10 protein-coding genes are annotated in these 11,966 nt (G+C 57.9%); 7 read left to right on the top strand and 3 right to left on the bottom strand.

Annotated elements, in window-relative coordinates; translation table 11 throughout:
* Positions 1 to 5 precede the first annotated feature (5 nt).
* The 4 genes from ACN082_RS09475 to ACN082_RS09460 are packed head-to-tail and all read left to right on the top strand — an operon-like array spanning position 6 to position 3,247.
* Positions 6 to 908 (top strand): MBL fold metallo-hydrolase, encoded by a 903-nt coding sequence (locus ACN082_RS09475; protein WP_419100613.1) that lies wholly within the window; start codon positions 6 to 8, stop codon positions 906 to 908.
* 52 nt (positions 909 to 960) lie between these two features.
* Positions 961 to 1,710: a ribonuclease PH gene (gene rph / locus ACN082_RS09470; protein WP_419100612.1), complete on the top strand. Its 750-nt coding sequence runs from the start codon at positions 961 to 963 to the stop codon at positions 1,708 to 1,710.
* On the top strand, positions 1,710 to 2,342 hold the full coding sequence (gene rdgB / locus ACN082_RS09465; RefSeq protein ID WP_419100611.1) for an RdgB/HAM1 family non-canonical purine NTP pyrophosphatase: 633 nt from the start codon (positions 1,710 to 1,712) through the stop codon (positions 2,340 to 2,342). Before rph ends, rdgB begins: the two co-directional genes overlap by 1 nt.
* Positions 2,343 to 2,365: 23 nt before the next feature.
* Complete coding sequence (locus ACN082_RS09460; RefSeq protein ID WP_419100610.1) at positions 2,366 to 3,247, top strand: phosphotransferase; 882 nt, start codon at positions 2,366 to 2,368, stop codon at positions 3,245 to 3,247.
* Positions 3,248 to 3,258: 11 nt separating this feature from the next.
* On the opposite strand, the gene ACN082_RS09455 is transcribed toward ACN082_RS09460, so the two are convergent.
* The gene (locus ACN082_RS09455; RefSeq protein WP_419100609.1) at positions 3,259 to 4,392 is read right to left on the bottom strand and encodes an ADP-ribosylglycohydrolase family protein; all 1,134 of its coding nucleotides are present in this window, start codon (positions 4,390 to 4,392) and stop codon (positions 3,259 to 3,261) included.
* Between the two features lie 50 nt (positions 4,393 to 4,442).
* On the opposite strand from ACN082_RS09455, the gene ACN082_RS09450 reads away from it, so the two are divergent.
* The 3 genes from ACN082_RS09450 to ACN082_RS09440 are packed head-to-tail and all read left to right on the top strand — an operon-like array spanning position 4,443 to position 10,116.
* Positions 4,443 to 5,588, top strand: a complete 1,146-nt coding sequence (locus tag ACN082_RS09450) for an exonuclease SbcCD subunit D (RefSeq protein ID WP_419100608.1) — start codon at positions 4,443 to 4,445, stop codon at positions 5,586 to 5,588.
* Positions 5,585 to 8,722: an AAA family ATPase gene (locus ACN082_RS09445; RefSeq protein ID WP_419100607.1), complete on the top strand. Its 3,138-nt coding sequence runs from the start codon at positions 5,585 to 5,587 to the stop codon at positions 8,720 to 8,722. The genes ACN082_RS09450 and ACN082_RS09445 overlap by 4 nt, the downstream gene beginning before the upstream one ends.
* Entirely contained in the window at positions 8,719 to 10,116 is a 1,398-nt protein-coding gene (locus ACN082_RS09440) for an MFS transporter (protein ID WP_419100606.1), read from the top strand. Before ACN082_RS09445 ends, ACN082_RS09440 begins: the two co-directional genes overlap by 4 nt.
* A gap of 93 nt (positions 10,117 to 10,209) precedes the next feature.
* Here ACN082_RS09440 and ACN082_RS09435 read toward each other — a convergent pair whose 3' ends face one another.
* Together ACN082_RS09435 and ACN082_RS09430 are read right to left on the bottom strand one after the other, a co-directional pair.
* Positions 10,210 to 10,857, bottom strand: a complete 648-nt coding sequence (locus ACN082_RS09435; RefSeq protein WP_419100605.1) for an MBL fold metallo-hydrolase — start codon at positions 10,855 to 10,857, stop codon at positions 10,210 to 10,212.
* Between the two features lie 11 nt (positions 10,858 to 10,868).
* The gene (locus ACN082_RS09430) at positions 10,869 to 11,960 is read right to left on the bottom strand and encodes an S-(hydroxymethyl)mycothiol dehydrogenase (protein ID WP_419100604.1); all 1,092 of its coding nucleotides are present in this window, start codon (positions 11,958 to 11,960) and stop codon (positions 10,869 to 10,871) included.
* Between the last annotated feature and the right edge of the window lie 6 nt (positions 11,961 to 11,966).

Genomic DNA, 11,966 nt, shown 5'->3' with positions numbered 1-11,966 from the left:
ACACCATGCGACTCACAGTGATCGGTTGTGCCGGTTCCTTTCCAGGGCCGAATGCGGCAGCTAGCTGCTACATGGTTTCGACTATCGATGATCTAGGTAAGACCTGGCGGATTATCATCGATATGGGCAATGGTGCCCTGGGGACTCTTCAGACCCACATGAACCTTGAAGACATAGATGCGATTCTGATTTCGCACCTGCACCCCGATCACTGCATTGACCTGTCGGGCCTGCACGTTGCCGTCAAATGGAACCCCAACGGCTGGGGCAGAGGCCCTATTCCCCTGTATGGCCCCAGCGATATTCACCAGTACCTGGTCAATACTCACGGGCTACCGCTAGAACCGGGGATGCACACCGAGTTTGAGTTCAACGAGTGGAGCAACCACGCTGAGGTAAAAATTGGGCCATTCACTGTCACGCCCTATGCGGTCGTGCACCCCGTTAAAGAACCCTATGCGCTCCGTATCGTCTGTGAGACAGGTGAAGGGAAAACGATTCTGACCTACTCCGGTGACACCGATTCCTGTGACGGCTTAATTGAGGCAGCCCGCGATGCTGACCTTTTCCTCTGCGAAGCGGCCTACCAGGAGGGGCGTGACGACGCCTTGCGCGGTATTCACCTGACGGGCCGCAGGGCAGGGCTGGCTGCCCAAGAAGCCGGTGTGCGTAATCTGCTCCTAACCCACCTACCCATCTGGAACGACCCTGCTGTCGCCTTTGCCGAAGCCAGTGAGGTCTTCTCTGGTCCTATTTCGGTGGCCGAGGCTTCAGCTACCTACCGGGTTAACCCCCGCCGGGCACCGGAAGACTACGAGTCCGACCCCCAGACCACTACCCTCCAAGTGATTGAGCGCTACGTTGCCGGGCAAGGTATGCGCGCGCAAAGCTGGCAGGGACACGGCTAAAAAGTTTGCCCACGATTTCTACGGGTTCAAGCGAAGAAGATAGGCTGAAAGCATGACAGATACTATGGAATCCTCACCCGTCCGTGGCGACGGACGCACACCCGATGAACTCCGACCCATCACCGTGACCCGGGGCTGGGCTAAGAACGCAGAAGGCTCAGCTCTCATCGAGTTCGGTAATACCCGGGTGCTCTGCACCGCCTCGCTCACCGAGGGCGTTCCCCGTTGGCTCAAAGGCCAGGGAACTGGTTGGGTCACCGCCGAATATGCCATGCTCCCGCGTGCCACCAATACCCGTAACTCCCGTGAGTCCGTTAAAGGCAAGATTGGTGGCCGTACCCACGAGATTTCCCGTCTGATCGGTCGCTCTCTGCGCGCCGTGATAGATACCGAGGCTCTGGGCGAGAACACTATTGTTCTGGACTGTGATGTTCTTCAGGCTGACGGTGGCACCCGAACTGCCGCCATCACCGGTGCCTATATTGCTCTGGCCGATGCCATTACCTGGGCCCAGAAAGAGGGTGTTATCCCCGCTAAGGCTCGCCCTCTGACCGGGTCTGTATCGGCAATTTCTGTGGGCATCATTGACGGTGTCCCCATGCTGGACCTTCCCTACGAAGAGGACGTCCGCGCCGAAACAGATATGAACGTCGTGGTGACCGGTGAGGGTAAGTTCGTGGAGGTTCAGGGTACAGCCGAGGGCGCTCCCTTTGACCGCGATGAACTCAATGATCTGCTGGATCTTGCCTTGCACGGTACAGCCCAGCTAGCCTTGATCCAGCGTCAGGCCCTGGAGGACTAATGCCCGCCAAAATTGTTCTTGCCACCCATAATCAGGGTAAGCTGCGCGAGTTCCGTGAACTGCTGCGCGGAGCTATTGACGGACTGGACGTTGAAACCCAAGTGATTGATGCCGGTAGGGCCGGCGCCCCCGATGTGGTGGAGGACGGGGTAACTTTTGCCGAGAATTCACTGCTCAAGGCTCGCGCGGTAGCTGAGGCTACCGGTCTTATCGCTATCGCAGATGACTCCGGGCTTGCCGTGGACGTCCTGGGTGGGGCACCCGGTATCTTCAGTGCCCGCTGGGCAGGCAAGCACGGTGATGACCGGGCTAACCTGGACCTACTGCTTGCCCAGCTTTCGGATATTTCCGATGAACATCGGACCGCCCGCTTTGTCTGCGCGGCATCACTGGCTACCCCGGACGGGCGGCAGGCCGTTGAACACGGCGAGCTGGTCGGAACCCTGCTCCGTGAACCGCGCGGAGAGGGCGGGTTTGGCTACGATCCCATTATGGCCGCCCAGGGATTTACCGGTGAATACAGCGGCAAGTCATGCGCTGAGGTCCCGCCCCATGTCAAGAACGCCATAAGCCACCGCGCTCAAGCTCTGACTAAGCTCATCCCTCATCTGCAAGCAGTGCTGGCAGACTAACAGGCACCTAGGTAAAGACTCTTATGGCAGCGCACCTTACGCAGCTTGAACAAATGAAGGCCCTCCCCGTTGTCTACGCGGTGATGGAGCAGGCCGGTGTTGTCGTCCCCTCTGACCGTTGGGATATACGAACAACCGGGTCAGCTCATATCATCGTGAACATGGGCTCTGAGCTGAGCGTGCGTGTAGCTAAGACTCAACAGACCGGCTACCTGGTAGCTCGGCGTACTGAGATTTTACGTCGCCTGCCTAAGACCCTCCCTTTTGCGGTGCCCCGCCCCATTACCCGGGTGATTACCCGCAATGGTTTTACAGCGGTGGGTTTGACCTGGATTAAGGGCGAGCCTCGCCAGCAGGGAGCGGCCCCTCCCAAACAACTGGCAACCATGCTCAAGGCTATCCATTCGGTAGATTTTTCGGGCTATGGCCCCTACTTGGATATGGTGCATGAGCACTGGGGCGGGAGAGAAAACTGGGAAGAACTCCTGCGCCAGCAGGTAGTTCCTCGGCTCTTGACGACTGCCCAAAAAATCGCGCACAGGGCCATTGACCGGGTCGTCGCCCTGGACCCGGTAAGGCCAGTACTGGTTCACAGCGATCTAGCTGGCCACAATATCCTGTGGAAAGGCGATAAGCTGGTGGGCGTCATCGACTGGGATCATGCGTCGGTGGGGGATCCCGCGATTGATTACGCAGCCTTGGGTAACTACTACGGTTGGGATTCTCTGACCAGGGCCCTGGACGCTACCCAGTTAGAGCGGGCACGCACTGTTGCCCAGCTCCTGCCCCTTCAGTCGCTGGCCTACAGCATGAAGAACGGTATGGGGGGCGCTATCCAGCGGCTCGCCCTAGAGCGGGCAGATGAATGGTATCTGGACCACCGCGCCGAAATTTTCGACGGATAAAACCCTCTGGTTTAGATACCCAACTGGGTGAACCAGGCTTTCTCCACGAGCTCGAGAGCGGCCCGTGCATCGAGCCCTTCCAGCAGTTTTGCCGGTAGGACGGCGTCACTCCACCGGGCTCCGACAAGGGAACCAACCAAGGCTGCGATAGAGTCTGAATCTCCGTCAACAGCTACAGCATCGGCTAGCGTTTGGAGCAGGGCCTGGCTTGGCTTCATGCCCTGGGAAACCAGACTTTCTGTAGCAAGGAGCAGGTAGAGACCGTAGCCTAGGCAGTCGGTTGCCAGAACCAGGGCACCAAAACTTTTGCGGGCTTCATGAGCCGGGGACTGCCGGTCCGCCAGTTCAAGCGCCCGGCCAAATGCCGCACGGGTGAGCGTGGCATCACCGGGAAGTAGGCTACTTTTTTCAACAGTCCCTAGCCAGTTTTTAACCTCCTTGAGGGCAAGACGTACCGGAGAATCCACCGGCACAGCAAGCTCGTGTGCACCTAAAAGGTAGCGGATCATCAGAGCGTAGGCGGCTGCTGAAACCAGGGCTTCTGGGTGCCCGTGCGTGAGGGCGGCGGCCTGGACGGCAAGTTTGATGACCGTAGCATCATCAGCAACTGGCAGATAGCCAAAGGGAGCAGAGCGCATGAGCGCACCGGTACCCAGGGCGTCAGGGTTTACATTCTTGGAAATGAACTGCATCTGCCCGGTTGCTAAAGCATTCAGAGTGGCCTTACCCGGCCCCCGCTTCTGGCGCATGATTGCCTGAGAATTCAGGGGGCGGGGGAGGGAATAGGGTGCGGCTTCGGGGGCGGTATGACCGGTGCCGGTGTACCAGCGCAGGTAGGACAGCCAGATACAGGCCAGCTCATCGGCGGCCTGACCCTCATTGTTCCATTCCAATACTTCGGTTAATCCGTCCAGGGTAGCCAGGGTGAGCTGGGTATCATCGGATACCGCCAGGTCACCGCCTGCCAGAGCTTCTAATAAGTCGGTTTCGCCTGCTACTGACCACCGCTCAAGCATCTCGGTGCGACTGAGGGTTTCTACGCGGTAGCCCAATGCATCACCCAGTGCGGTGCCAAACAGTGAACCCCGTAGGGCCGCGCGGTAAGCAGGTGAGAGCGCATCAGGGGCAGGAAAAACTGAAGTCATACTCTCTATTCTAAAGCGGGGCTGACTGTAGGCCCATTAGACTAAGGAGCATGCGAATTTTGCACACCTCCGACTGGCATCTGGGCCGTAGCTTCCACGGTACCTCCCTGCACACCGTAACCGAACAGCTCATGGATGAGCTGGTAGAGCTGGTTCAGGAACAAGCACTGGATGTGGTTCTCATTAGCGGAGATGTCTATGATCAGGCTCAGCCTCGCACCGAAACTGTAGAGCTTTTTGACGGCACCCTCACGCGCCTTACTCAAGCTGGTACCCGGGTTTTTGCTATTAGTGGCAACCATGATTCAGCCATCCGGTTGGGTTTTGGCTCTTCGCTACTGAGCGCCGCAGGAGTGCACCTGGTGACCTCACAAACTCAGGTGGGAACCCCCACCCTCATTGAAGCCGGGGGAGTGTCGGTAGCTTTCTACGGGGTTCCCTATCTGGAACCGCGCCCCATCGCCGCTCGCTGGGGCACCGAGCCTACCCACGCCGGCGTTCTCGCTGAGGCTATGCGCCGTATCGAGCAGGACAGGGCAACCCGCCACGTAGATGCCAGCATTGTCTTGGCCCACTGTTTTGCTGGTGGGGCTGAACCTTCTGAATCTGAACGGGATATCTCGGTAGGTGGTGTGGAACAGGTACCTGCCCGCCTCTTCTCATCAGCCACCTATACTGCTCTGGGGCATTTGCACGGGAAGCAGAAAGTAACCGATACCGTGCGCTATTCTGGGTCGCTCTTGGCTTATTCCTTTAGCGAACAGAACCACCGCAAAGGCGCCTGGATCCTTGATATTGAGCCGGGTGGTCACCTGAGCGTCACCGACTACCAGTGGAAGACCAAACTGGTACTCAAAACCTTACGGGGAACTCTCGAAGAGGTGCTTTCTCCCCAGAATATCGTTGAGTACGGTCAGGCATTTGTCAGCATCACCCTGACCGACCCCGAACGTCCAGCTCAAGCCTTGGAAGAGCTCAAAGCGCACTATGAGCATGTGCAGGAACTCTACTTTGACCCTCAAGGAGCACAGGCAGGCCAAAAACACAGCTACCGGGCGGCTCAAAGCAAGCACAGCCCCCAAGAGATTTGCGGTTCTTTCTACGAGCACGTGCGCGGGCGGCAACTGACAGATGACGAGAGCGCCTACCTGGCTGAAGTCATGGAAACAGCACGAATTCAAGGAGGGGCAGAATGAGAATCCACCGCTTAGAGCTCAAAGCCTACGGCCCCTTCCCCGGCACCGTGGCCATTGATTTTGATGACCTCAACCGCGAAGGCATCTTCCTGCTCAACGGCCCTACAGGCTCGGGCAAGTCATCCATTCTCGATGCCATCTGTTTTGCTCTCTACGGCACTACGTCCTCAGGGCGCACCGACCTTAAATCTCGTTTCGCTGAGCCTGCGGTACAGCCGCGCGTGACCCTGGAATGTACTATCGGGGGCACCCGCTACCGTATCGAACGCAACCCTGCCTATGAGCGACCCAAAAAACGTGGTGAGGGAACCATTACCGAGCAGGCAAAGACCCTGATTGAAAAATACGACGCGGCCACCGGCGAATGGGAGAGCGACCCCACTATTACCCGCCATAAGGACGCCGGCGACTTTATGCTTTCGGTACTGGGTTTGAACGCCCAGCAGTTCAATCAGGTCATGCTTCTACCTCAGGGCCAGTTTCAGCGGTTTTTGCTGGCGTCGTCCGGTGAGCGTGAACAGCTCCTCAAGAAGCTCTTCGGGACCAATGAATTTGAGGCTATCCAGAACCTTTTGACGGAGCAGGCTAAGGAAGCTGGTCACCGTGCGGAGCAAGCTAGCCATGAACTTGAGGTACTGGTTGGCCGCGGTCAACGGGCTGAGCACGGCGCTCGCTTAGAGGAAAGTTATGCCCTACTGGGTCTTGAAGGCCTGCTGGCAGACTCCGATAGTGAGAGCACCACACTTTCTGCAGATAACCCGGCAAGCGCACCGGGTTACCTTGAAGAACTTGCTGCTGAGCTGGGTCAGCTGCATAGCCAGCTCCTAGAACGCACAGGTCAAGTAGCTGAAGAACTCACCAGGGTAAATGACCAGCGCGCCCAGATGATTCAGCTCAACCAGCACTGGCAGGAATATAGCCAGCTGACCCTGGTCCTAGACAAGCTAGAAAGTGCCAGAGAAACTGTTACCCAGCAGAGTAGTCTGCTGGAATCCCACCGCAAGGCGACCCTTGTATTGCCTTTCCTCATTGCGGAGGAAAGAGCACTAGCATCCTGTGAAAGCACCCGGCAGCGCGTCACCGCGCTAAGTTTCCGGGGGCAGGAATTAGCCTCAAAATTACAGGGAAATCTTGACCAAAGGGCGCGTGAGCTTGCGACCGTGGAGAAGGTATTGGACCTTCTCAAGGATCAGCAGGACGTAGAGCATTACGAGCAAATAAGCCATGACCTGGCGGAATATGCCAAGGATCTTCAAGCACTGGACCGCGATGAGCAGAGGCTGATAGACCTGGCAGCCGAGCAGAAACTGGCCCAAGCTCAAGGTGCTCCGCTGGAAAGCAAAGTGTGTGAGGCAGAGCAGGACCTGACCGCCCATCGCAAGAAGATTCAAGACCTTGAAGAAGAGTACAAAGGCCTTGAAAATGCACCGGTTGAGCTCGAAAAAGCAGGCATGGACTACGCCGGTGCCCAAGAGGCGCAACAAGAGGCAAGGGCATTGGTTCGTGCGCGTCAACGGGTTGAGCAGGCAGAGCAAGCAGCTACCGAGACTGAATCGAAACGGGTGCGGGCAGACCACCAGGCCGATGAACTTCACCGCCGCCGTTTTGAGAATGCCGCGCTGATTCTAGCCGAAGCTCTGGTTGCCGGTCAGCCATGTTCAGTCTGCGGTTCACGCCAACACCCTGCACCGGCTACCGGACTAGAAGCAGGTGCAGCGGTTAGCGAAGAAGCCCTGCAGAAGGCTCGTGCCCAGAGAACTGCCGCCGAAACCGAGGCTTCTCGAGCCCTGGGCGAGCTTTCAGCTGCCCGGGAATCTCTGGACCAGCTCACCCGGTCAGGCGCACCTGAACCCGAAACCGCCCAAAACCTCATAGCTCAAGCTCAGGACGCGCTGACCCGAGCCCAGAAAGCCCAAACACGTCGCGATGAGTTAGACCAGCTACTCCAAGAGGGCAAGACCCACGAAGAAAAGCTGAGGGCCCAGCTGGTGGCAGCGCAGCGCCTAGTTGCTGAGCACAAGGCCACAATCCAAGAACGAGCCCGAACACTGGCCGAACTTGAAGCCGGGCTGAAACCTCAGACCCAGAAGATGAGCTTTGCTGACCGCGCCCATGCTCTAACCAGCCTCAATACCTGCCTGACCCAGCTCGGTAACTCCCGCCTGGAACAGAGCAGGCAGGCTGAGGTTCACCGGCTTGCTCAGGCTGAAACAGCCCAAGCCCTAAGCCAGTCAGGCTGGAGTGATCTAGCCCAAGTGCGAGCTGCGCATCTTGCACCAGCACAAGCCCAGAAGCTTGAGCAAGAGATCCGTCACTACCAGGAACGGGTGCTTGCTACCCGTGCCCGTCTTGAGAGCCCAGCCCTGCTGAGCATTGCTGAACGCGCTAGCCGGGGCGAAACCGCGCCCGATCCGCAAGACCTTGCGGTTCTTACCTCCCGCCTAGAAACCCTCAGCCGCGAAAAGGATGAGCTCATCGCCCACTCCACCCGCATTTGGGGGGCAGAGGATGAAATCATCCAGGTACAGCAAGAGCTCACGGCCGCACTGACTCGCAGCCAGGAACTGATCGAGACCGCCCACCTGCGGCAGGAACTCGCGGCTACGGCCAATGCCACCCCCGGGAGCGATAACCACCTGCGGATGACGCTGACCACCTATGTGCTTGCCTATCAGCTTTCCGAGGTCGCTCTGGCCGCCAGTGAACACCTGGAAAAGATGACCCACGGGCGCTACCGGCTAGAACACAGCGACCGTGCTCAGGGACGCGGAAAATCAGGTCTGGGCTTGTTGGTCTTTGACTCCTGGCACAATGCCCACCGCCAACCGGCCAGCCTGTCCGGGGGAGAAAGCTTTATGGCATCCCTGGCCCTAGCTCTGGGACTGGCTGATGTGGTCCAGCAGGCCAACGGTGGCATCGAAATTGACACCCTCTTTATTGACGAAGGCTTCGGCTCTCTGGACGATGAAACCCTAGAAGAGGTCATGTCCACCATCGACTCACTCAGAGAACGTGGACGGGTCATCGGGCTCATCTCCCACGTTGCTGAGATGAAAAACCGGATTAACCGGCACATCCTCTTGCAGACTTCCCCCCAGGGTTCTAGCCTGGTGAAAGAAACAGGAGCAGTATGAGCCAGCCCCAACGTAAAACCAAAAAAACCTTTACCTACAGGACAGCGGCACCGCGATACCGAGGTGCGCAATCTCAGGTTCCTGCGACCACCGCTAGTATCCCCATCACGATTGCTGAGGGGGCCCGCAGGCTTGTCGTCTCGGCCCGCTATGCCAGGAGCAGGTTCCAGGGTATTTTGCTAGCCCACGGGTGGCGTTTCCTAGTTTTCTCTTTGCTGATGCGTCTGCCTGCGGCTATGGTCATGCTGGCAATTATGATGATGCTGGCGGTGCAGAACGGTGAGGCCACCCTAGGCGGATACGCGGCAGGTACTGTGGGCCTGAGTTCTGCCCTGATGATACCGGTCTACCGTTCCATCTCTGAACGGTGGGGCCAGCGTCGCATCTTCTTCGCCGTAACCGCTTTGAACATGGTGGCCCTGATGTGGTTGACGACTGAGTCGCTCCGGTTTTCGGGCACAAGTAACGGATCAATTACCCGCTTTCTGGTGGCCTGCGCAGTGGTGGGTGTAACCACTGTTCCCCTGGGAGCCATGATGCGAAGCTACTGGAGCGCTGAGTATCTGAGCACCAAGGATCGGCGCAAACTCAATGCCTCGATCTCCTTGGAAACCATGCTCGATGTCACCGCTATTCCCGCCGGTGCGGCAATTGCGGGCATGACTACCGTACTTTTTACCGCTCAATCCACCCTTTTTGCGGTGATCCTGATTGATGTTCTGGGGCTCATCATGTTGCTCTGGCGGCCCGAGAACCTGCCGGTGGAAACCCGTGACACCAGCGCGACCGAACGGCGTAAGCCGCTACGCGGTGTCAGCAGGTCACTACTTTGGATTCCCCAGCTGGGTACGATTTGCTTGGGTATTTCTTTGGGCGCGACCCAGGCCTCCATCGTTTCTTTTACGATGAGCACGGACCAGCTAGGTGCAGCGGGCTTCCTCATTGCCCTTCTTGGGCTCTGCGCTGTCGGCGCGGCACTCTTCGTACTGTTTGAGCGGCTCCCCATGTTCGGCTGGGTGGCCTGGCTGATTAGCGGCATTTTCTTGATGATGACCGCAATGATACTTTCCTTGCCGGGGTCAACATCCGGCATGATTCCACCCCTCATCTTCATGGGTATGGCCTACGGTATGTGCCTGGTAACCATGGACTCGGTTGCGGCCAGTCTCTCTGCCCGAAAAAATCTGGATTTGGCACTGTCTACGCTCCAGGCGAGTTCTTTAGGCGGCATTGCTCTTGGTTTTGTGTGGGCGGCTGACCTCAGCGGAAGCTACAGCTACCAGGTCTCGCTCATTATCCCGCTGGTGGCTGCGGCTACCTTCTTCTGCTTGGGCCACCTGTACGGTTTCCTGTGGAGACGCTCCTACGAAGAGCACCTGGCTTTGCTACCCTAAAGGCGTTGTAGTCTGTATTAAAGAGCACAGGCTGGGCCGGTACTTTCGTCAGTACCGGCCCAGCCCGTACAGACTGAGCGGGGTTAGCCTGCTCTAACGGCCTCGCTTCATCCAGGTATCGAGCTCAGGGGCTTCTAGGCCGATACCGGTGGAGTCACCGTGCCCGGTCAGAACCGCTGTGGACTCAGGCAGGGTTAGGAGCTTTTCCCTGATGGAGACGATAATGGTCTCAAAGCTGGAAAAGGAACGCCCGGTCGCACCGGGGCCACCCTGAAAGAGGGTGTCCCCCGAGAATACCACTCCCTCGCTGTTTTCCCAGCTGAGGGTAGGTGCGTAAAAGCATACAGACCCGGGGGAGTGGCCAGGGGTTGCTAGAACTATCAGCTCCGTGTCACCGATAGTAATCCGGTCACCGTCAGCTAGCTCAGTATCGAAGTCCCAGGAGGGGTAGACCATCTCCCAGAGCGGGCGATCAGCGGGGTTCAGATAGACCGGGGCACCGAACCGCTCAGCGGCTTCACGGGCAGAGCGGATATGATCATCGTGGGCGTGGGTCAGCAGAATCTTTTCAACCCGCCGTCCAGCTAGGCGGGTAGAGATAGCATCCACATCATGGGCCGGGTCAATCAGAATCAGGGACTTATCGTTACCGACCAGCCAGACATTGTTATCAACCTCCCAGCTACCTCCGTCGAGCGAGAAAGTCCCAGAGGTTACTAGCCGTTCAATACCTTCAGTCATTTTTACCCTCCTTAGAGTTCAACTACCGAGCGGAGCACCTGTCCGGTCTTCATGGTTTCAAAAGCCTCATTGACCTGCTCCAAGCTGATGCGTTCAGAAACAAAACCGTCAAGGTTCAGGTTGCCCAGTAGGTAGTGGCGCACAAAGAGCGGAAAATCACGAGAGGGCAGGGTGTCTCCATACCAGGCGCTCTTAATGGAACCACCGCGACCAAAGACCTCATCCAGGGGTGCCTCCCAGGTGGTGCCCGGTGCAGGGACACCCACCAGAACAACCCGGCCTGCTAAATCACGGGCTTCAAAAGCCTGCTTGAAAGTTGCCTCAATACCGACAGCGTCAACCACCAGATCGGCACCAAAACCGCCGGTTAGCTGGCGGATAGCCTCTACCGGGTCCTGCTCCGATGAGTTCACGGTGTGGGTAGCACCGTGTTCCTTGGCACGAGCCAGTTTCTGCTCATCAATATCAACAGCAATGATGGTGGTGGCACCGCCCAGCTTGGCACCGGCAAGAGCGGCAGTACCCACACCACCGCACCCGATAACGGCCACGGTTTCACCACGTTCCAGCTCACCTGTATTGAGCACGGCACCCAAACCGGCGGTAACACCGCAACCCAGCAGGCCAATAGCGGCGTACTGGTCCTCAGTCAGGTCCTCAGTAATCTTGGTGCACTGACCGGCGGCAACCAGAGTCTTCTCGGCAAAAGAACCGATGCCCAGCGCCGGGGTCAGCTCGGTGCCATCCTCCAGACTCATCTTCTGGGTGGCATTATGGGTTGCGAAACAATACTGGGGCTTACCTTTTTGGCAGGCGCGGCATTCACCGCACACAGCACGCCAGTTCAGGATTACAAGGTCGCCGGGAGCCACATTGGTGACGCCCTCACCTACAGCCTCAACAATACCCGCTGACTCATGGCCCAACAGATAGGGGTAATCATCACCTACCCCACCCTGAACATAGTGGTGGTCAGTCTGGCAGACACCGCAGGTGAGAACCCTGACCAGGGCCTCACCGGCAAGGGGATCGGGCACATTGATGGTCACCACTTCAACCGGCTGGTTCTTGGCACGGGAGATAAGGGCTTTAACCTGCTGCATCTTGTT

The organism is Rothia sp. CCM 9417 (assembly GCF_048513575.1).
Taxonomy (GTDB): domain Bacteria; phylum Actinomycetota; class Actinomycetes; order Actinomycetales; family Micrococcaceae; genus Rothia.
The sequence above is the reverse complement of the archived record's forward strand: the minus strand, read 5'-3'. Positions and strand labels throughout refer to the sequence as shown.

What these genes read in the sequence shown, in the direction of transcription:
- ACN082_RS09475 (WP_419100613.1), top strand. Translation starts at nt 6, where the DNA reads ATGCGACTCACAGTGATCGGTTGTGCCGGTTCCTTTCCAGGGCCGAAT.
- rph (WP_419100612.1), top strand. Translation starts at nt 961, where the DNA reads ATGACAGATACTATGGAATCCTCACCCGTCCGTGGCGACGGACGCACA.
- rdgB (WP_419100611.1), top strand. Translation starts at nt 1,710, where the DNA reads ATGCCCGCCAAAATTGTTCTTGCCACCCATAATCAGGGTAAGCTGCGC.
- ACN082_RS09460 (WP_419100610.1), top strand. Translation starts at nt 2,366, where the DNA reads ATGGCAGCGCACCTTACGCAGCTTGAACAAATGAAGGCCCTCCCCGTT.
- ACN082_RS09455 (WP_419100609.1), bottom strand. Translation starts at nt 4,392, where the DNA reads ATGACTTCAGTTTTTCCTGCCCCTGATGCGCTCTCACCTGCTTACCGC.
- ACN082_RS09450 (WP_419100608.1), top strand. Translation starts at nt 4,443, where the DNA reads ATGCGAATTTTGCACACCTCCGACTGGCATCTGGGCCGTAGCTTCCAC.
- ACN082_RS09445 (WP_419100607.1), top strand. Translation starts at nt 5,585, where the DNA reads ATGAGAATCCACCGCTTAGAGCTCAAAGCCTACGGCCCCTTCCCCGGC.
- ACN082_RS09440 (WP_419100606.1), top strand. Translation starts at nt 8,719, where the DNA reads ATGAGCCAGCCCCAACGTAAAACCAAAAAAACCTTTACCTACAGGACA.
- ACN082_RS09435 (WP_419100605.1), bottom strand. Translation starts at nt 10,857, where the DNA reads ATGACTGAAGGTATTGAACGGCTAGTAACCTCTGGGACTTTCTCGCTC.
- ACN082_RS09430 (WP_419100604.1), bottom strand. Translation starts at nt 11,960, where the DNA reads ATGCAGCAGGTTAAAGCCCTTATCTCCCGTGCCAAGAACCAGCCGGTT.